Source organism: Novosphingobium olei (assembly GCF_037076535.1).
Classification (GTDB): Bacteria; Pseudomonadota; Alphaproteobacteria; order Sphingomonadales; family Sphingomonadaceae; genus Novosphingobium; species Novosphingobium olei.
The window spans coordinates 1152025-1172036 of sequence record NZ_AP029021.1; the positions used below are offsets into that span (position 1 = coordinate 1152025).

The 20012-nt window shown below is 65.8% G+C and carries 18 protein-coding genes; 11 read left to right on the plus strand and 7 right to left on the minus strand.

All coding sequences use genetic code 11. The annotated features are described in order from the left end of the window. Nucleotides 1–30: 30 nt before the first annotated feature. On the minus strand, nucleotides 31–1404 hold the full coding sequence (locus tag AACH40_RS05480) for an amidohydrolase family protein (protein ID WP_338644557.1): 1374 nt from the start codon (nucleotides 1402–1404) through the stop codon (nucleotides 31–33). 17 nt (nucleotides 1405–1421) lie between these two features. Then, nucleotides 1422–2231 (minus strand): class III extradiol ring-cleavage dioxygenase, encoded by an 810-nt coding sequence (locus AACH40_RS05485; protein ID WP_338644559.1) that lies wholly within the window; start codon nucleotides 2229–2231, stop codon nucleotides 1422–1424. 259 nt (nucleotides 2232–2490) lie between these two features. Here AACH40_RS05485 and AACH40_RS05490 point away from each other — a divergent pair, with 259 nt between their 5' ends. Further along, nucleotides 2491–3762: an MFS transporter gene (locus AACH40_RS05490; RefSeq protein ID WP_338644561.1), complete on the plus strand. Its 1272-nt coding sequence runs from the start codon at nucleotides 2491–2493 to the stop codon at nucleotides 3760–3762. After that, nucleotides 3759–4664, plus strand: a complete 906-nt coding sequence (locus tag AACH40_RS05495) for a ribokinase (RefSeq protein WP_338644563.1) — start codon at nucleotides 3759–3761, stop codon at nucleotides 4662–4664. The genes AACH40_RS05490 and AACH40_RS05495 overlap by 4 nt, the downstream gene beginning before the upstream one ends. 17 nt (nucleotides 4665–4681) lie before the next feature. Here the strand turns inward: AACH40_RS05495 and AACH40_RS05500 are convergent, their stop codons facing one another. Then, nucleotides 4682–5773: an acetamidase/formamidase family protein gene (locus tag AACH40_RS05500; RefSeq protein ID WP_169492640.1), complete on the minus strand. Its 1092-nt coding sequence runs from the start codon at nucleotides 5771–5773 to the stop codon at nucleotides 4682–4684. Nucleotides 5774–5993: 220 nt separating this feature from the next. On the opposite strand from AACH40_RS05500, the gene AACH40_RS05505 reads away from it, so the two are divergent. From AACH40_RS05505 to AACH40_RS05515, 3 genes are all read left to right on the plus strand, one after another. Then, nucleotides 5994–6485 (plus strand): VOC family protein, encoded by a 492-nt coding sequence (locus AACH40_RS05505; RefSeq protein ID WP_338644566.1) that lies wholly within the window; start codon nucleotides 5994–5996, stop codon nucleotides 6483–6485. Nucleotides 6486–6641: 156 nt separating this feature from the next. Then, nucleotides 6642–7841, plus strand: coding sequence for an aromatic ring-hydroxylating oxygenase subunit alpha (locus AACH40_RS05510; RefSeq protein WP_338644568.1), 1200 nt, complete (start codon nucleotides 6642–6644; stop codon nucleotides 7839–7841). A 146-nt stretch (nucleotides 7842–7987) separates the two neighbouring features. Then, nucleotides 7988–10327, plus strand: a complete 2340-nt coding sequence (locus AACH40_RS05515) for an acetamidase/formamidase family protein (protein WP_169492643.1) — start codon at nucleotides 7988–7990, stop codon at nucleotides 10325–10327. A 51-nt stretch (nucleotides 10328–10378) separates the two neighbouring features. On the opposite strand, the gene AACH40_RS05520 is transcribed toward AACH40_RS05515, so the two are convergent. Both AACH40_RS05520 and AACH40_RS05525 read right to left on the minus strand, forming a co-directional pair. After that, a complete protein-coding gene (locus AACH40_RS05520) occupies nucleotides 10379–11227 on the minus strand; it encodes an oxidoreductase (RefSeq protein WP_338644570.1) in 849 nt (282 codons plus the stop codon). After that, on the minus strand, nucleotides 11221–11913 hold the full coding sequence (locus tag AACH40_RS05525) for a cysteine hydrolase (RefSeq protein WP_338644572.1): 693 nt from the start codon (nucleotides 11911–11913) through the stop codon (nucleotides 11221–11223). Before AACH40_RS05525 ends, AACH40_RS05520 begins: the two co-directional genes overlap by 7 nt. A gap of 199 nt (nucleotides 11914–12112) precedes the next feature. Between AACH40_RS05525 and AACH40_RS05530 the strand changes: the two genes are divergently transcribed. From AACH40_RS05530 to AACH40_RS05545, 4 genes are all read left to right on the plus strand, one after another. Next, nucleotides 12113–13243 carry an LLM class flavin-dependent oxidoreductase gene (locus AACH40_RS05530; protein ID WP_338644574.1) on the plus strand — a complete coding sequence of 377 codons (1131 nt, stop codon included), beginning with the start codon at nucleotides 12113–12115 and terminating at the stop codon, nucleotides 13241–13243. Beyond that, complete coding sequence (locus AACH40_RS05535) at nucleotides 13236–13892, plus strand: cysteine hydrolase family protein (protein ID WP_240959443.1); 657 nt, start codon at nucleotides 13236–13238, stop codon at nucleotides 13890–13892. Before AACH40_RS05530 ends, AACH40_RS05535 begins: the two co-directional genes overlap by 8 nt. Nucleotide 13893: 1 nt before the next feature. Further along, the gene (locus tag AACH40_RS05540; RefSeq protein ID WP_338644577.1) at nucleotides 13894–15321 is read left to right on the plus strand and encodes an amidohydrolase family protein; all 1428 of its coding nucleotides are present in this window, start codon (nucleotides 13894–13896) and stop codon (nucleotides 15319–15321) included. Between the two features lie 110 nt (nucleotides 15322–15431). Beyond that, on the plus strand, nucleotides 15432–16631 hold the full coding sequence (locus AACH40_RS05545) for a CynX/NimT family MFS transporter (protein WP_338644579.1): 1200 nt from the start codon (nucleotides 15432–15434) through the stop codon (nucleotides 16629–16631). A 33-nt stretch (nucleotides 16632–16664) separates the two neighbouring features. On the opposite strand, the gene AACH40_RS05550 is transcribed toward AACH40_RS05545, so the two are convergent. After that, nucleotides 16665–17813 (minus strand): AI-2E family transporter, encoded by a 1149-nt coding sequence (locus AACH40_RS05550; RefSeq protein ID WP_338644581.1) that lies wholly within the window; start codon nucleotides 17811–17813, stop codon nucleotides 16665–16667. A gap of 214 nt (nucleotides 17814–18027) precedes the next feature. Next, nucleotides 18028–18222 carry a hypothetical protein gene (locus tag AACH40_RS05555; RefSeq protein ID WP_169492649.1) on the minus strand — a complete coding sequence of 65 codons (195 nt, stop codon included), beginning with the start codon at nucleotides 18220–18222 and terminating at the stop codon, nucleotides 18028–18030. Nucleotides 18223–18643: 421 nt separating this feature from the next. On the opposite strand from AACH40_RS05555, the gene AACH40_RS05560 reads away from it, so the two are divergent. After that, nucleotides 18644–19537 (plus strand): sensor domain-containing diguanylate cyclase, encoded by an 894-nt coding sequence (locus AACH40_RS05560; RefSeq protein ID WP_338644585.1) that lies wholly within the window; start codon nucleotides 18644–18646, stop codon nucleotides 19535–19537. A gap of 92 nt (nucleotides 19538–19629) precedes the next feature. After that, complete coding sequence (locus AACH40_RS05565) at nucleotides 19630–19941, plus strand: FtsB family cell division protein (RefSeq protein WP_169492651.1); 312 nt, start codon at nucleotides 19630–19632, stop codon at nucleotides 19939–19941. Nucleotides 19942–20012: the final 71 nt, after the last annotated feature.

The window sequence follows — 20012 nt, forward strand, 5'->3', positions numbered from 1 at the left end:
CGGTTCCGTGAAGAGGGATCGGGTGAACGGTCAGCTTATTGGCCAAGCCGACTGCCGGGGCAGGCCGGAGCGGGCGATCACGCCTTCGGCGGCCGACTGCGCTTCGGCCAGCAGGCGATCTTCATCGATCGTGGTGCAGCGGTAGTTATCGATTACGCGACGGCCATCGACCCACACGCTATGCACCCCGCGCCCATCAGCCGACCAGACGAGCTGCGCCACCGGATTGTGCAGCGGGCGCCATTCGGGCCGATTGGTATCGTGGAGGACGATGTCGGCCTTGTGGCCTGGCGCAAGGCTGCCGATGCTGCCGGCAAGGCCCATCGCGCGGGCTGCGTTGACGGTCAGCATTTCGAGCGCGGCTTCGGCGGGGAACAGCGCGGTATCGCGCCGGGCGTCCTTGAACAGCCCAGCGATGGCGGTGCCGGCGCGCATCAGATCGTGCGTATCGCCGCCGTCTGTGCCGAGCAGGAAATTGACGCCGGCCGCCGCCATTTCAGGGAAAAGGCCGCAGGATGTTGCGCCATAGCCGCCCTTGAGCGCGGCGGCGGGGCAGTGGACCACATGGGTTCCGCTCTGCGCCAGCAGCTCGACTTCGGCTTGATCGACATGGACCATGTGGACGAGCGAGAGGTGTGGGCCCAGCACGCCGATCTCGGCAAGCCATTCGACCGGGCGCTTGCCGAACGTCGCCAGATACCAGTCCGGATCGTCCTGCGCCGGGGCCATGTGCGCGCAAATGCCAAGGCCGTTCTGGCGGGCGAGGGCGGTCGCCGCCTGCCACAGCGGCGCGGTGTTGGTGTTATGGCCGACGAGCAGCGGCCAGGCCGCGATCAGCCGCCCGTCGTCTGGATGCGCGGCGAGATCGCGTTCCAGTGCGGCGATGGCGTCATCGGTCAGCGCGGTCTGATCCTGATCGGGGGCGAATGCGCGGTCCATCGTCCAGCGGCCGATGCGCCCGCGCATGCCGGTGTCGGCCACGGCTTCGGCCACCGCATCGAAGGCGATCAGCGTGCCGGCTTCGAGGAAGGTCGTCGTGCCGGTGCGCAGCATCGAGAGGACGGCAAGGCGCGCGGCGATCGCCTGTTCTTCGGGCGTATGCCCCTGATAAAGCGGGATCACCCAGCGGTTCAGCCCTTCGTCGAAGGGCAGGTGTTCGGGGATGAAGCCCTTGATCAGCGTTTCGGTCAGGTGGACGTGGCCGTTGATGAAGCCCGGCGTCGCCACGAAGCGGCGTCCGTCGATCCGTTCGCGGGCGATGCACTGCGGCTCGATCTCGGCGCGCTTGCCCACTGCGACGATGCGGTCGCCGATCATGGCAATGGCGCCATCGGCGATGACGCGCCGGGTTTGGTCCATCGTTACCAGCGTGGCGCCCGCAATCAGGGTATCGACGTGGATCATGTCCAGTGCGCCGACCCTCAGCCGAAGCGGAAGGCCGAAATATCGGCCATCATCACGTTGTCGGTAAAAGGGCGGCTTCCGGGTTCGTCCCGCGCCGCGCCGGCGGCGACCATCAGCGGGATCAGATGTTCTTCGCGCGGATGGGACTGGCGGCCGGCGGGCGCTTCGGCCCAGTGCGCCAAGGCGGCCCAGCGCGCGTCCGGTTCGGCCGTGACGGCTTCGGTCAGCCAGGCATCGAAGACGGCCGAGGGCTGGGTGGCGGCGGGCGAGAAGAACGCGCGCATGTTGTGGAAGCTCATGCCCGAACCGACGATGAGCACGCCTTCATCGCGCAAGGGGGCAAGCGCGGCACCAGCGCGCAAGTGCTCTTCAGGCGAAAGATCGCGCTTGAGCGAGAGGGGCACGACCGGGATGTCGGCTGCGGGCGTGATCAGCAGGAAAGGGACGAAAACCCCGTGATCGAATCCGCGCGTCGCATCGGTGCGCGCGGGCAGTCCGGCGGCGCCCAGCAATTCGACGATGCGCTCGGCCAGTGCGGGCGCGCCGGGAGCCGGGAAGCTGAGTTCGTAAGTATGCGGCGGGAAGCCGTAGTAATCGAAGATCATCTCCGGCTGCGCGGCGGTGGAGGCGGTGAACGCATCTTCCTCCCAGTGTCCCGAGATCACGACGATGGCCTTGGGCCGTTCGGGCAGCGAGGCGATCAGTCCGCGCAGGAACGCTGCGGTGCGGTCCCAAGCATCGGCCGGGCCGCCCATTGCAGTCCAGTCCATGAAGAAGCAGGGGCCACCGCCGTGGGGCAGGAACAGGGTCGGCATCCTGGTGGTCATCTTGGCGGGCACTCCGTCTGCAACAAGGTGGCGGCGGATCCGTCCGCACGTCCTGCGGCTAGGCGCTAGCCCGCCTGCCGTCTTGATCCGCCGCGCAAGCAAACTTGCACAGCGCGAGCCGCGTTGCCATGCGGCGACTTGACGGTGCACGCCCTTGTTCTTGCTGCAGGCTAAAAGGGTGCGCGCAGGTGCTTTTCAGCGCGGCCCGGCTGGGGTCTATTCGACCAATCAGCAAGGTATCACCCAAGGAAAGCCGCCGATGAGCAAGGCATCTTATGCGCGGTCCGCCGCGCAGGTGGCGGTGGCCGCCACCGTTGCGAACATGGTGTGCATCACCGCCGCGATATCGGCAACGATCGGCGTGTTTCTGGTGCCCATCGCCGAAGAATTCCACTGGCCGCGCGCCGCGGTTTCCGGCGTACTGGGGATGATCTCGATCATCAGCGCGGTGACTTATCCGCTGATCGGGAAGGCGATGGACCGCTTCGGATCACGCTGGCCGCTGCTGATCGGCAACCTGGGGCTGGCCGGTTCGATCGCGCTGCTTTCGCAGGCGAGCGGGACGATCACCGATTTCTACCTGCGCTTTGCGTTGGTCGGGGTGTTCGGCACGCTCGCCAGCACGGGCATGCTGTGCAAGGTCGTGTCGAGCTGGTTCGACGCGCGGCGAGGACTTATGCTGGGCGTAACCGCCGGGGTGGGCAATGGGGTGGGCGCAACGCTGATGCCGGTGCTCGCAGGAATCTTCCTTGCCGCCTATGGCTGGCGCGAAAGCTATGTGTTGATCGGCCTTCTCGTCGCGGCGCTGGGCGCGCCGGTCATGCTGCTGTGGCTGCGCGATGCGCCAGTCGTGGCGCCGTCGCCCGAAGTCGCGGCGCCCGCGGTCGAAGGAATGAGCTTGCGCGAAGCTGCCCAAACGCGCGTCTTCTGGCTGATGCTGCTGGCGGTGGCGGCCGGCGCAGGCGGAATGACCGCGGTGTTCACCCACGTCGTGCCGATGCTTACCGACCACGGCGTTTCGCTGGGTGAAGCGACTGGCGTGCTGGCCGTGTTCGCGCTGGTCTGCGCCGGCTGGCAGGTGGTGACGGGCGCGCTGCTCGATGCGCTGCGCACACCACGCATCGTTGTCCCGATGTACGCGAGCGCCATTGCCGGCCTGCTCTTGTTGCAGTTCGGGCACGGCACTGGCCAGATCATGACGGCGGGCGTGTTGCTGGGGATCGGCATGGGCGCGGATTACGGCGCGCTGTCCTACTTCGTGTCGCGCTATTTCGGGCTGAAGCATTACGGCACGATCATCGGGACATTCTATGCGGTGGTCGCATTCACGCAAGGCGCCACGCCCGCGCTGATGGACGTGAGTTTCGACCGTTCGGGTTCCTACACCATCGCGGCGCTGGCGATCGTCGTGGCGCTGGTTTTCGGGATCGCCCTGTTGACGCTGATGCCGCACCCCGATGCGTTCGATGGCGCAAGCGATGCGGCGCCGGACGAAGGCGCAAATGGCCGCGCGGCGGTTGTGCTCGCATGACGGTTGTGGTGTTCGGATCGATCAACCGCGATCTGGTGATGCGCGTGCCGCGCCTGCCGTTGGCGGGCGAAACGGTTGCGGCCTATGGGCTGGAGCTGCTGCCCGGCGGAAAGGGTGCCAACCAGGCGACCGCCAGCGCATTGCACGGCGCTCCGACTCTGCTGATCGGCGCGGTCGGCGATGATGCGCACGGCGCGGCCATGCTCGCCGGATTGACGGCGGCGGGCGTTGATAGCAGCGCGATCGTGCAGGTCGCAGGGCCGACTGGCCTCGCCCACGTGTTCGTCTCTGACGAGGGCGAGAACCAGATCGTGATCGTCACGGGCGCGAACGGTGAGGCGAGGGCGCCGCTGGCTTTTCCGTCCTGTGCCGATCGTGCCGTCGCGGTGGCGCAGGCCGAGGTGCCGGCGTCTGAAGTTGCCCGCTTCCTTGCCATGGCGCGCGATGCCGGCGCTTGCACGCTGTTCAATCCGGCGCCGGCCAATGCCGATGGGGCGGCGCTGATCGCGCTGGCTGATGTGGTGGTGCTCAACGAAACCGAGCTTGCCTTCTTCACCGGCGGCGATGTGCCCGAGGGCGACGACGCGGTGGAGGCGGCGGCGCGCCGGTTGATGGCGCGGGATCGGCAATGGGTGGTGGTTACGCTGGGTGGCGAGGGCGTGCTCGCCTGCGGTCCCGGCGAAACGCTGCGGATTGCCGCACCGAAGGTCGCTGTGGTCGATACGACCGGTGCCGGCGATACGTTCTGCGGTGTTCTGGCGGCGCGCCTGTCGGAAGGGGCGGGCATGGCGCAAGCGCTGCAGCTTGCCTGCATCGCGGCGTCGCTGTCCGTGCAGCGGGTCGGCGCGGCGGCTTCGATGCCAACCCGCGCCGAAGTGGAGGCGGCGCTCGTCCGGTCCTGACGAGGCGCCGCCGCCGGTTAGCTTATATCCGTGACCGTGCCCTTCTGCGGGAACAGGCGGCGCTCGATCCGGGCGTGGACACCCAGCGTGCCATCGACCACCTGGGTCACGCCAAAGTCCGTCGCCACGCTCATCAGCGAATAGGCATCGTCCTTGCTGAGCCCCTGATGTTCGTGGAGCAGGTGGAGCATGTCCATCGAAGCATTCTTCATGGCCGCGTCGAGATCTTCACCGAAGCCGTGAACGATCCAGTTCTGCGGGGTTTCCAGCAGCGGCGAGGGGAAATCGAAGTCCTTGCGCAGCACGATCTGGAACAGGCAGTTGAGCGAGGATTCGATCGCGGTGCCGGAAATTTCGCCATCACCCTGGCTGACGTGGGGATCGCCGATCGAGAACAGTCCGCCCGCGACCTGGCACTTGTAGTACATCGTCGCGCCCGCGCCGATGCGCCAGTTGTCGATGTTGCCGCCGTGCAGGCCGGGGGGAATGGTGCTGACGGGCTCGTTCACCGCAGGGGCCACGCCGGCGGTGCCGAGGTGCGGGCGTGCCGGGATGGTGATGCCGGGCAGCGCCGGCTGACGATCGCACACCGGGCAGTTGGTGATCGTGCCCGGCACCAGGTACTTGCCGGGAAAGTCATAGGCATAGAGCGCGTGTGCGGTGTTGGCGACCGGGTCCAGCTCGTAGATCGTTACCCGCTCCTTTTCGCCGAATTCCTGGTAGAGGTGTCCCCAGTTGGCGGCGAGATTCGACCCGTAGTTGTTGCGCGGCGTCATCTGCAGGTAACGCACTTCAAGCATGTCGCCCGGTTCCGCGCCTTCCACGTAGATTGGCCCGGTCATGATGTGCACGCCGGGCGCGCGCGTGGTCGGGTCGATTTCGCGGAAGATGCGCTCGACACCTTCGTCGAACATCAGTTCGGGCGCGTCCCCGGCATGGTGGGTGATCGCCTCGGCCATGATCAGGTCGCCCGACTTGACCGTCAGCGCGGGGGCAAGGTCGGGCGAGAAGTAGCCCCAGTGCACGGTTTGCGGTGTCGCCTTGAGATGATGCAGCGCGCCCGGTGCGTGCGTGCCGTGTTCCTTGCCGTGTGAACAGACCAGACCCATGCCTCTGTGCCTCGTTGGTGGTGAGCGGTAAACGGCTGTCCTTGTCGGTCGTGAGCCCCTCTTCGGTCTTGTTCGGGTGCGCCCATAGATTTTGCAGGTGCGAACGATGCGTCCGCGATGGACGTGCAATCAACAATCGAGGCGCGCGCTGCCAAGCCGGCCGGCAGGCCGGTCCGGCACAAGGCGAAACCCAGCAATCGCAACGGAGCAAAGCGCCGCGATGTCCACGCCCAACACCCTGATCTTCGTCGATCTGCCCAGCGACGATCCCGCCGCCGCCGCCAGATTCTATGCCGAAGTGTTCGGCTGGCAGAACGATGAGAAGCCCACGGGCGTCTACCACCGCATGGTGCCGGGCGGGCAGTTCCTCAATCCCGATGGCAGCGAAAGCCAGATCGGCAACCTGCACCTCGGCATCTTCGATGCCGCCAATGCCCGTCCTCACCCCGACAGCGCCGGCGTCGAACCGCGCACGCTTTCAAGCGGGGGCCGCGCCCCGCGCATCTGGATCCTGATCGGCGATGGCGACAGCGCCGAGCGTATCCTTGCGGCGGCAGAGGAGCGCGGGGCGGTGACGCTGTGGCGCAACCATTACTGGCAGACGTTCAACGGCTACAACCACGCCTTCTGCGATCCGTGGGGCAACGAGATCGTGCTGTGGGGCAAGGCCGGGCCCGATCCGCAGGTGCCCGCCGACTACACCCGCGAATAGGGCGGCGACACCGTGGCCCCCGGCGCATACAAGTGCAGCTTCGCGTCAGGGCAGGGATTTCAAGAATCCGTGCCCTGACACGCAAGACCGGACCCGAGCCGGCGATCTAGAGCGGAAGGACGATCCCGAACGGCAACTGATTTCAGGAGACTTCGCGTGCGCCTTCCGTCCGACAGTTTAATCCGCTCGCTCGAAAGTTCGGCCGTCGACCTGGCCGATGCGGAAACCCTGCCGAGCGAATGCTACACCGACGCCGATTTCTACGCTTTCGAGCAGGAAGCGCTCTACAATCACGAATGGCTTTGCGTCGGCCGGGCCGATTGGGTTGCCAACGCGGGCGACTTCTTCACCACGCAGATCATCGGCGAACCGATCATCGTGGCGCGGACCCAGGAAGGCGAAATCCGCGCGATGTCGGCAGTATGTCAGCACCGTGCAATGCTGGTGGCCGAAGGCAGCGGCAACGCGCGCGGCTTCCTGTGCCCTTACCACCACTGGAGCTACGCGCTGGATGGCAGACTGGTCGCGGCGCCGGCGATGAACAAGACCTGCAACTTCGACCGCGCGCAGTTCGGGCTGCCAAACTTCAAGGTGGAGCTGTGGAACGGTTTCATCTTCATCAACTTCGATGCCGATGCCGCGCCGTTGACACCCCGGCTGACGGCTGTTGCCGACGCGATCGCGGGATATGACCTTGCCAGCGCGGAAGGGCCGCGCCCGGATCCCGCGCCGACGTTGCCGTGGAACTGGAAGGTGATGTTCGAAAACAACAACGACGGATACCACGCCAGCCGCCTGCACCACGGGCCGCTGCACGATTTCGTGCCCTCGGGCCTTGCCGAGTTTCCCGACGCCGATCCCGCCGATGCAGGCTTCCTGCGCTTCAACGGCACGCTGCACATGGATGCGAGCTTCAACGCCACGCAGCGGGCTGTGTTGCCGGTGTTCCCCGGCCTTTCCGACGAAGCGCGCATGCGGATGACCTTCGCCAACATCCCGCCGACGCTCAGTCTCGTCATGATGAGCGACATGGTGATCTACCTGATCCTGCGCCCAACGGGGCCAGAGACGCTGGAAATGGACACCGGCTTCCTGTTCGCGCCCGGCGCGATGGCTGACCCGGCGTTCGATCACAAGCTCGACATGAACGTCCGCGCCTCTGGCCATATCATCGCGCAGGACCTGCATGTCGACGAACTGGTGCAGGTGGGTCTGCGATCGCGGTTTGCCCCGCGCGGTCGCTATTCCTGGCAGGAAGGCGCGCAAGGGCAGTTCAATAAGTGGCTGGTGCACCGCTATCGCGAAACCTACGACCGGCTGACCGGCAAGAAGCGGGGTGCGGTCCGGGCGGCGTGACGCCGGACCTGTCTCGTATCCGGACGGATCGCAATACGACAAATCGCGGTGTTGCCGACCGCGTCGCGCGGCGTATGCTGCATTGCACAATAAGCGAAGCCCGAACGGGCTGACGCGGTCGCGCCATCGGATGAGGGACAAGACCCTTGCGGTTTACCACCAATGCCTACCCCCGCGAGCAACGGCAGGACGCCTGGCGCTTTTCGCTGCGCCGCGTTTCGCTCGAACTCGTCGAGGTGGCCGAGGACGTCTATGGCGAACTGGTCAGCTTCACCAGCGGGCAGGGCATCCATTTCTGCCGCATTACCGGCACCGCGCAGCGCCTGGCGATCGATTTCGCGCAGGAGGCACCATGTTTCTGGATCGTCCTGCTGCTGGAAGGGAAACTGACCGCACGGCAGGGCGCGGTGACGATGGACCTTGCTGAAGGCGACATGGTCTATGGCGGGGGCAACAGCCGGACCGAGATTGACCTTCCGGCAGACCATCGCCTTCTGCTGGTCAAGGTGCCGCATGCCTTGCCCGCGCTGCGCTCCCGCTCGGCACTGCCATCGCAGATCAGCAATCTGATCGCGGACGAGGCCATCGGGCGCATGCTCTCGGCGCTGCTGCGTTCCGTGGCGGATACCATCGTCGACGTGTCCGACGATCAGATTCGCCCAGTGGAACTGGCGCTGCCCGAATTCATCGCCGCGACGCTGCTCGACAAGGCGCCGGTCAAGGAACTGGGCGGCGCGGCCGGCGCGCGCGCTGCAATCCTTGAACGCGTGTTCCAGTCGATAGAGATGCGGCTGTCCGATCCCAACCTGTCGATCCACCAGATCGCGACCGAGCACCGCATCTCGCCGCGCTATCTGCAGAAGCTGTTCGAAAGCGCGGGCGAAAGCTTCAGCCAGTTCGTCAAGGTGCGCCGGCTGGAACGTTGCCGGCTGGACCTTGGCAGTCCGCTCCATGCGCAAAGGTCGATCTCGGAAATCCTGTTCCAGTGGGGTTTCAACGATTCGGCCTCGTTCAGCCGGGCGTTCCGCGAACAGTACGGGATGAGCCCGCGCGAATATCGCAAGGTTGGTGCGCTACCCGATGAAAATGCGCTCAATCCCCGGCGCGGCCGCCCCAGCGTGCGGCGCGAGAACGCGCGCGATACCGGCGGCGAAAATCCAGGGGAAGAGCGCGACGATGGCCCCGCGCTATCGTTAGAGGCGGGCGACGCGGTCGAGGATGTGCAGGTCGACGAAGGGCCGGGCGTGCGCCACCACATGCTGCCGGTGCGGCCCGACACGATCCACTGGGGCTATTTCAGCCGGAACCTGAAGCCTGCGCTCAACGTCCGGTCAGGTGACTATGTCACTATCGAAACACTGACCCACCACGCCAACGACGATGCCGAGCGCATGATCGAGGGCGATGCCGCCGCCGAGGCGATCTATCGCTGGACCGCCGAGGGCAAGGTGGTGGACCGGCGCGGGGCGGGGCCGCTTGATGCCTCGGTGGTTGGCCGGGGGCCCGGTGAAGGCTTCGGCGTGCATATCTGCACCGGACCGATCCATATCGCCGGTGCCGAACCGGGCGACGTGGTGCAGGTGCGCATCCTCGACATCGATCCGCGGCCCAGCCGTAATCCGCGCTATCTTGGCCGTGCGTTCGGCAGCAACGTGTCGGCTTACTGGGGCTTCCATTATTCCGACCTGCTGACCGAGCCGAAGCAGCGCGAGGTCGTGACGATCTACGAGGTCGAAAAGGGCCACGGCCAGGCGGTGGCGCATGCGGTCTACAACTATCGCTGGACGCCGCAGAAGGACCCATCGGGAGTGATCCACCCGATGTACGATTACCCCGGCGTGCCGGTCGATCCAGAGACGATCGAGAAGAACTTCAACGTGCTGCGCGACATCGAAATTCCGGTGCGCCCGCATTTCGGCGTTGTCGCGCTTGCGCCGGCGCATGCCGATCTGGTCGATTCGGTTCCGCCCGCCAATTTCGGCGGCAATATCGACAACTGGCGGCTGGGGCCGGGGGCGAGCGTGTTCCTGCCGGTGTCGGTGCCTGGCGGGCTGCTTTCGCTGGGCGATCCGCATGCGAGCCAGGGCGACTCCGAGCTGTGCGGCACCGCGATCGAATGTTCGATGACGGCGGTGATCCAGGTGATCCTGCACCCCGCCAAGGCATCGCAGCCCTACATCCGCGAGCTTGATTATCCGATGATCGAGACCGCCACCGAATGGGTGATCCTGGGCTTTTCCAATCCCGATTACCTTCGCGATCTGGGGTCGAAGGCGCAGAGCGAGGTCTACAAGCGCTCCTCCATCGACAGCGCGATGCGCGACTGCTTCCGCAAGGCGCGGCGGTTCCTTATGACGATGCGGAACTTGAGCGAGGACGAGGCAATCTCGCTGCTGTCGGTGGGCGTGGACTTCGGCATCAGCCAGGTCGCCAACGGCAACTGGGGTGTGCACGCCGTTATCCGCAAGGCGCTGTTCTCGAACTGAAAAAGACGGGCGGACGGCACGGGTGCCGCCCGCCCGCAAGGGTGGATGACTTTACTCCGCAGCCACGGCGGCCGGCTCTGCCGCTATGGCCAGGGTCAGGTCCTGCCAGCGCGCGATCTCGCCTTCGAGCATGGCGAACTCGGCAGTGGCATACTTCAGCGCGTCATCGCCCAGCAGGAGAAGCAGGGGCGGCTCGGGTGCGGCCAGCGCCGAGAGGATCGCGGCAGCGGCGCGATCGGGATCGCCGGGTTCTGCGCCCAAGTGGCCTTGGAGTGTGGCGCGGGCGAGGTGGGCGGTCTCTGCGTAGTCGGCAATGGTCGGCTCGGCTCCGGCGAGCCTTTCGGCGGAAAACGCGGTGCGCAGCCCCCCCGGCGCGACGTTGGTGACCTTGATCCCCAAAGGCGCGACTTCTTGCGCCAGCGTCCGGCCAAGGCATTCGAGCGCAAACTTGGTTGCGCCATAAAGCGCCGTGCCATGCCAAGCGGCCAAGCCGCTGACCGAGGTCACGTTGACGATATGGCCGCTTCTGCGGGCGCGGAAGGAAGGCAGCGCGGCCTTGATCAGCGCCATCGGGCCGAACAGGTTGACCTCGAACAGGGCGCGCGCATCGTCGAGGCTGGTTTCCTCGATCGCGCCAGTAAATCCGCGCCCGGCATTGTTCACGAGGTAGTCCATCGGACCGAAAAGCTGCTCGGCCGTGCGCCAGACGACGCCAACCGCCGCCTCATCAGTAACGTCGAGCTTCATGGCGTGGGCGCGACCGGGGGCGAGCGCGGTGAAGGCTTCGGCGTCGGCCTGGCAGCGCACCGTGCCGATCACCTGATCGCCGCCCGCAAGCGCCGCCTTGGCAATCGCACGGCCCAGGCCCGAGCTTACCCCTGTGACAAACCAGTTTAGCATTGCGAGGCCCCTTGTTCTGCGTGGGACAGGAGTTCCTCCAGTTCGGCCACGGTCTTGACGTCGGCAAAATTCAGGCGCGCCAGCATCAGCGCGGCGTTGTGTTCCGCATCGGTCGGCGCGGCGCAGGCATCGGCAACCATGATCGCGCGGTAGCCCAGCATGTTGCCATCGCGCGCGGTGCTGTCGCAGCAACAGTTGGTCAGCGTTCCGGCGATGACGATGCATTGCGCCTCCAGCCGATCCAGCGCCTGCTGCAAGGCGCCGGCCGGGCACATGAAGGCGCTGTAGCGGTATTTGTCGATCACCGGATCGGCGTCCGCCACGTCCATGCCCGGATGCAGACCGTGCGACGAGGTTCCTGCCCGCATCACGGCGACAGCCTCTGCAACGGCTGGCAACGACAGGTCGTACTGCCAATCGGGCATGGCCAGCGGAGGCGCATCGTCGACTGTCTGCCGCGTCCAAATCACCGGGCATCCGGCAGCGCGGAACGCGGCAGCCAGGCGGTTGACCGCCGGCATGATGTCCATCGCGTGCGGATTGGCGAAGACTTCGCCCGGCTCCATGAAGACGCGCTGCATGTCGATCACGACCAGCGCTGTGCGGGCGCAATCGAGCGCCTGCACGTCGTTCATCGCCCGGCCGCGATCCACGGCCCATTGGGGCAGGTCTGTGACATGCGCCATCGTTTACCCCCGTTACTTGCGGCATTACGCTAGGGCGCGGGCGCGGCTGCGGTCTTTGCACTGCGCGCATGGATTTGGGGCCAGTGAACGATTCATCGCGCTGCGCAAACTTGTGTGCGCAGCATGACAAGAAGGAAGTGGTCGCCGCGCATACCGTGGTGAAGATCCCATCCAGCCCCTCGCGAGCACGGACAAGACAATGACGGAAAGCATTCCCCAACGCGCCGATTTCGGCCTGCCATCCGATACCGGTGGCCGCGACATCGGCATCTTCATGCCCATGGCCAACGGCGGCTGGATCATCTCGAAGAATTCGCCCCGGCTCGACGGGTCGTATGACTACAACCTTGAGGTGGCGAAGATCGCCGATGCGGGAGGGCTCGACTTCATCATGGCGATGGCCAAGTTCCGCGGATACGGCGGGGAGATCGAGCACTGGAAATCGTCGCTCGACAGCCCGCTGATGATGGCGGGCCTGGCGCAGGCGACGACCCGCGTCAAAGTCTGGGCGACCGTGCACACCCTGCTGCAGAACCCGGCGGTGACGGCCAAGATGATCGCCACGCTCGATCAGATCAGCCACGGTCGCGCCGGGCTCAACGTCGTGACCGGGGCCTACAAGGGCGAGTTCGCGCAGATGGGCGCCTGGCCCGAAGGCGTCGATCACGATGAGCGCTACGTCCTTGCGACGGAGTGGATCCAGGGCATCAAGGCGTTGTGGACGCAGGACAGCGTGACCGCCCATGGCAAGTATTTCACGCTCGACGATTGCCAGTCGTTCCCCAAGCCATCGACGCGGCCTTTCCTGGTTTGTGCCGGTACGTCGAAGGCGGGCGTGCGCTTTACCGCCGAGGAAATGGACGCGCTGTTCCTTGCCGGGAACGATCTTGACGAACTGATCGCCAATTCCGCCAAGGCCAAGGCTGGGGCGCTCGAACTGGGGCATGCGATCCGTGCCTATTCGATGATGATCCTGGTGATCGCCGACACCGACGCCGAAGCCGAAGCGATGGTCGAAAGCTACCGAGACGGGCTCGACGAAGGTGCCCTGCACGGGATGCTGCGGGCCTATGGCTTCCTCGACAGCGAGATCGGGAAGGAGAACGACTTCACCCGCAAGGCGCGCTCGGCGCTGATGGCGCCGCATGTCGCGGGCTCTCCGACGACGATCCTCGAGAAGCTGACCGAGATCTTCGAGAAGACCGAGCTCGACGGGCTGATGGTGATCTTCCCCGAATACCTGACGATGCTGCCGATCTTCGCGAAGGAGATCCTCCCCGTGCTGCGCCAGCGTTTCCCCGGCAAGATCAGGGAGGCGGCGCATGTCTGAGGCTGCCGTGATGCAGGCCCTGCCGCACGAGCTGGCACCGGGCGACATGATCGCACCTTCGCGGACCGCGCTCGTCGTGGTCGATATCCAGGTAGACTTTGCTTCGCCCGAAGGCGTCCTGGGGCGTAGCGGGATGGACATGAGCGGCTGTGAAGTCGCGGTCGACCGCATCGAGACGCTGATCGACGCGGCCCGCAAGGCGGGAGCGACGGTCGCCTTCATGCGGGTGATGACCCGGCCCGAAAGCGATTCTCAGGCGCTCAAGACCTGGATGGAACGGCGCGGCACGCCGGGGCACGAAGCCATCTGCCGGATCGGCAGCGGTGGTGAGGACTATTACCGCGTCGCGCCGCAGCCCGGCGACATCGAGATATCCAAGCTCGCCTATTCGAGCTTCCACGGCACCGACTTCGACATGCAGCTGCGCGCACGCGGCATAGACACGCTGGTGGTCACCGGGATCAGCACCGACTGCTGCGTCGATTCGACCACGCGCGATGCCTTCCACCACAACTACCACACGTTCGTGGTGTCCGACGCCTGCGCCACGTTCGACGATGAATTGCAGCTCAATACGCTGAAGGCGTTGTGGCTGCACTGTTCGCTACTGACCACGACCGATGCCGTGGTTGCGGCTTGGGGCGGCTGAAATGCACGAGCCAACCGCATCGTCCCCCGATGGCTTGGGCCCGGTCCGCGCCGATCTGCTGATCCGCAACGCGTGGATCGTCACGATGGACGACGAGCGGCGCATCTATCGCGATGGCGGCCTTGCCATTGCGGGCGATCGCATCGTGGCCGTGGGCCCGAGCGACGTAGTGGAGCGCGCGGTGGTGGCGCGCGAGACGATCGACGGGCGACGGTTCGTGCTCACCCCCGGGTTCGTCAATTGCCACGTCCACATAACCGGCGAACCGATCACGCGCGGCTACGTGCCCGACGACACCGACTGGCGAACCAACGTGTTCGACTGGCTGATCCCCACATACATGGCGCAGAACCCGGCGGAAGAGGCGCTGTCGGCGCAGCTTGCCGCGGTCGAGATGTTGCGCTCGGGCACGACCTGCTTCGTCGAGGCGGGCACGATCATCGACCTTCCGGGCGTTGTCGCCGCGCTGGAGCAGGTCGGAATCCGAGGGCGGATCGGGCAATGGGTGCAGGACCGCGCGTTTGATCCGGCCGAAGACCAGGCGCAGTTGACCGCCGCCGCCATCGGCAGGCTGGAAGACCAGATCGCGCGCTTTCCTGCGCGCGACGATGCGCTGCTGGCGGGCTGGGCCTGCCTTGTGGGGCACAACACCGCCACCGACGAGCTGTGGCGCGCGGCGAGTGCGCTGGCGCTTGACCATGGGCTGGGCGTGACCGCGCACATGAGCCCCGATCCAGCCGACCCGCAATTCTATCTCGAAACCACAGGACGGCGCGCGATCGAGCATCTCGAAGCGATCGGCGTTCTTGGCGATCACGTCTCGCTGACCCACGCGATCCACCTCGACGATGCCGAAGTGGCGACGCTTGCACGGACCGGCACGAGGGTGACGCATTGTCCGATGACCGCGATCAAGGGGGCTTATGGTGCCTCCAGCGCGGGCAAGTTTCCCGAAATGCACGCGGCGGGCGTGGCGATCCAGCTCGGCACCGATGGCGCCAACAACGCCAATGCGCAGGACATGATGCGCGCGATGTACCTGATGGCCGGGCTGCACAAGGATGCCCGGCGCGACGCATCGCTGTTCCCGGCGACTTCGGTGCTCGAGGCGGGGACGATCAACGGCGCGGCCGGTGCGGGGCTGAGTGATCGGATCGGCAGCCTGGCCGTGGGCAAGAAGGCGGATTTCGTAGCGCACGACCGCGACCGGCCCGAATGGGTGCCGTTGCTCAATCCGGTCAACCAGCTGGTGTGGTCGGCAGACGGGCGTGGCGTGCATTCGGTGTGGGTGGATGGGAAGCGGCTGGTGGATGGATATCGCATGACGACGATCGACGAAGAACGGCTCTATTCCGACATCGAGGCAGCGGCCGATGGCATCATCGCGCGAGCCGGCAAAGCGGTGTCCAGTGCGTGGCCGGTGCTGTGAGCGCGGCCATCGCTCAGCCGCCCGCCAGCGCGTCGGACAATCTGCCCGTGGGTGAGCCACCGCGCGGAGCGGCTTCCATCGGCGCGCACCATGCGCCAAGAAGCATGGCCATGCGGCAGTGCCTCCTCCTTGCGTTCAGCGCGCTCTACTTCCTGCTGATGGCGGCGACGTTCAATTCGCTGGGGCAGGTGCTTCCCTACATCGTCGCCGATCTCAAGCTGAGCTGGGCCGAAGCGGGGATGGGTTTCACCCTGCTTGGCACCGCCTGCGGCGCGGCCAGCCTGCTGCCCGCCACGACCATCCGGCTGTTCGGCGTGTCGGTGACGATCGTTCTTGGCGCGCTGCAACTGGTCACGGGCTTTGCCGCCCTTGCGCTGATGACTGGCGTGCCGGCCTACCTTGGCGGCACGCTCTTGCTCGGCATGGGGTTCTGCTTCTGCGGAACCATTCCGGCAGTGCACGTGATCGGCCACGTTTTCGAAGGGCGCCGCTCGACCGCTATCGGGCTCTATTTCACTGCAGGCAACCTTGGTGCGGTGTGCGGCCCGCTGCTGTTCTATGGCGTGCACAGCGCAACCGGGGGCTGGCGTTCGTACTGGTGGATCTGTGCCGTGGCAGCGGCGGCCGTGGGCGGCATCGCCGCGCTGATCAGCCGGATCGACGAACAGGGCCGTAGCCGCGTCTCGCTTGATGGCGAGGGCGGCGCGGCCACGGGATGGACGTTGCGCCGGGCGATGGCAAAGGGGCAGTTCTGGCTGGTGGTCGTAGCCTATACCGGGTGCCTGTTGATCAACACCACGGTTCATTCCTTCGCCTACCAGCACTTGCTCGAAAACGCGGTGGCGGCTGGCACGGCAACCTTGGTGATCAGTGCTGCCGCGCTGGTGGCGGCTGCGGCTGCGGCGCTGGTCGGCCTGGCGGGGCAGAAGGTCGGCCCGCAGCAACTGACCGTCGTCGCGCTTGCGACCCTCGCGCTTTCGTCGGCCGCGCTGGTCTTGCCGACCAACGGCGCCTCGCTTTCGCTGTTCGCGCTAAGCTTTGGCGTAGGGCTGGGGGCCAGCACCGTCAGCACCACGCTGCTTTTGCGCCAGTGGTTCGGCGGACTGGCTTCGCTTGAGCTCTACTCGGTCATGACCGTGTTCTCTACCGCAGCTGCGCTTGGGCCGAGCATTGGCGGTCATCTGCACGATACGACTGGCAGTTTTGCGCCGAGCCTGATCGGGCAGGCCGCCATCGCCGCGCTCCTGGCGGGCGCGGTTGCCTTGACCCGTCCACCCCGCGCGGAGGTAGAGGCGTTGGGCGTCAGCTGAGCCTCGGGCCGACCCCGTCGCGGCTCGATCCTGTCAGGGTGTGTCAGGACCGGCGGGCGGGATGAGGCGCGGATTGATCGGGCCTTGCTGCGATCCGACCCATTCGCGCCACAGCAGGATCAGGCCGGCCATGATGGCGGGCCCGATGACCAGTCCGATCAGGCCCCAGGCTTCCACGCCCCCCAGGATGCCGAGAAGCACCCACACGAATGGCAGCCGCGTCGCGCCCTGGATCAGCACCGGTCGGACGAAGTGATCGGCAACGAACACGACCACTGCACCCAGCGCGACGATGACGATCGCTGTGCCCATCCTGCCAATGGCAAAGAGCGCTAGCCCCGCTGCCGCGATCGCTACGGCGGCGCCGAACGGGATCGTCGCGAGGATAGCCGTCAGCAAGCCGAACAGCGCCGGGTGAGGGACCCCGGCGAAGGCATACGCGACGCCCATCACCACCCCCTCGCCAAGGCCGACGAAGACTAGGCCATTGACCGTGCCTTGCACCGCCCGGATCAGTTGAATGCCGACGTGCTCGCCTGCCGCACCGAAGGCGCGATTGCTCGCTATTCGAAGCGTCTCTTCGATGTTCCTGATGTCTCGCAGGGTGAAGTACAGGCTAACCAGCATGAACCCCACTAGCACCAGCCGGTGCACGGCTTGTCCCGCCAGGCGACGGCCGAAGCCCGCTCCGTTCGCGTGAACCACCGCGTGAGCAAGGCCCGAAAGGGCTTGCGGGTGCCCAAGCTTCTGCTGCCAGACCGGAACGAGCTCGGCGCCGAATGGCAGGCTGGCCAGAAAGGCCGGAACCGGCAGCCCATGCTGCTGGATCTGATCCGCCCAAAGTCCCAGTTCATGCGCATCGGCGATGATCGGTGCCGCTACGACTAGCAACGGCAGAACGAAGACAAGCAGCGTCGCGGCAACAAGAAGCGCCGGGATGAGATCGCGATCGCGCGAGGGCCATCGCGCAGCCAGCCGATCGTACACCGGGCGCAGTGCTATCGCGAAGATTGCCGCCCAGCCCAGCGCCGGCAGGAAGCCCCTGAGCGTGATGAGCCCGGCGACCACCAGGATCAGCACGGCGACCAGTCCTGCACGCCGCTGCGGTCGGGACATTGCCGGTTCGGCGGGGCTCAGGAACGTGCCGGGTCTGGCGATCGGCGGAATGGGATCGGCCGTCATGTTTGTCCTTTGATGACCCCTTGATAAATCGGCGGGCCGCTGAACCGTGTCACACGGTGAACTGAAATATACTGGCCCCAAGCGCTTTGCACCTCACCCGGTTCCGCGAATCCAGGCGGCGCATGCGTTGCTCCGTCGCAGCAAGCTAACGGACGTCATCCGCGAACCAAAGCGGCCTTCGATGCTGGGGCGGAGGGGATGGGCCTCTGCGCAATTAGCGCAGGTCGGCCGCCTGGAAACTGCCCGGGCAGGTTTCGCCTGAGTCGTCCTTGTGGGTGCGCGGATCGCGGCGGAACGAGCCGTCTTCAAGCCGCGTCCACTTGCCCGCGGTATGCTTTCCGCAGACCACGCAAACCGCCCAGCGTTCCTTCTGGTCTTTCATTTCGGGCGTCAGGAAGCGTGGCGTCATCAAGGGAAGTGCGATCCGGTCTGGTTGTTTCAAACCGGTATGGACTGGCCTTCGGGGCTGCAAGCGAGCCTGCATTAATTGTCTACGAATGCACCAAGCATCCAGCTGAAAATCTCTTTGGTTAGTAGAGTTTTAACTGCCTTCAGCAGGCTTTGGGCAAGGATTGCGGCGCAGGCTTCGCAGCATGGTTGCCCAAAAGTTAACGATTACGGGTGCGATCACCAGTGTCGCAGCGGCTGGCGCCCCACCTTCCGCCCAAGGACAGGACTTCGCTCCCCGAACGCTGGTGTTGCGGCCATCGAGCAAATTCGAACTAGCCAATCCGATCGTCGCAGCGGGTACGACGGCGCTCATCCTGCTTTTCGCTTGCGCCTTGCCGCTGGCCAGGCTGTCATTGCGACGGCGGGAGCTTGAGCGCCAGTTGCTCGAGGCTGAAGCGCGATATCGCCTGCTTGCCAACAGCACGAGCGAAGTGGTGTTGCGCGCCGATATGGACGGCACGGTGACCTATGCTTCGCCCGCGGCGGCCAGCATCGGCCTTTGGCGTGAAGGTGGCCCGATTGGCGCAAACCTGCTGGATCTTGTCGCCCCGGAACGAAGCGGGGATCTAGGCGCGGCGCTGGACGAGGCTGTGTCCGGGCAGAGCGATGCGGTGTGGCAGGAATTCCATCTTGTCGGCGCGGAGGGCAGCGAGGGCTGGTTCGAAGTGCGCATCCAGCCGCTGGAAGACGCCGACGGGACGACCCGGTCGGTAGTGGCGAACCTGCGCTCCATCGCCGAGCGCAAGCAACTGGAAGATCAGCTCTACGAAGCAGGGTTGACCGATGCCCAGACGGGCCTGTCCAATCGCCGCGCCTTCATCGCAATGCTCGAACATCATCTTGGTGAACAATCGGGTGGCTGCATCGCGCTGTTCGATCTCGATCATTTTCGCGCTCTCAACGATCGCCATGGCCACCTGGTGGGGGACAAGGTTCTGCTGCTGTTCGCCAATCTGCTTCGGTCGCTGGTGCGCGGTGGAGATACCGTGGCGCGGATCGGCGGAGAAAAATTCGGCGTGCTGCTGCCGGGCGCCAGCACGGAGCAGGCGGAAACCGTCGTCGCCCGCGTGCTCAGCTCGCTTTCGGGAACCACGCGGGCCGTCGACAACGTCATCGTGCGTGTGTCAGCAAGCGCGGGCGTCGCGCGTCTGGGTGGCACGGCGGACGAGGCGCTGCGATCGGCCGACCTTGCCCTGCAAGTGGCCAAGGCCAAGGGTCGCGACCGTCTGGAACTTGCGCCACGGCTGCGCATCGAGCGTCATTCGCGCTGGTAGGAGTCGTATCTGCGACGAAGTGCGGCGTTTCCCCGGCATTTCGACCGAAACATTGTTGAATCGGGCGAACTTATGTGATTCTGTGACAAACCATGACGCGTCGTCGTTCCCATCTCCGGCTCCCTCGCGAAAGCCTGACCCAGACACTGGCGCTCGTGGCGCTGCTGCTGCTGGGCGCGGTCGGCATTGCGGGGCCAAGCGGACTGCTGGCATGGGGCGAGAACGCCAAGCTGCTCGATCAGCGGCAGAAGGAGCTGACAAAGCTTACGCTCGAGCGCGACCGGCTCAAGAACCGGCTCAGCCTGCTCGACCCGCGGCATGCGGATCCCGATCTCGTCGGCGAACTGCTGCGTTCGGACCTGAACGTGGCGCACCCTGACGAGCTGGTCATTCCGCGCCGGTAACGCGTTCTTCAAGGGAACGCCGCGCCCCGCGCGCCGTTTGGCGCTCAAACAAGGGGCATGCGCAAATGATG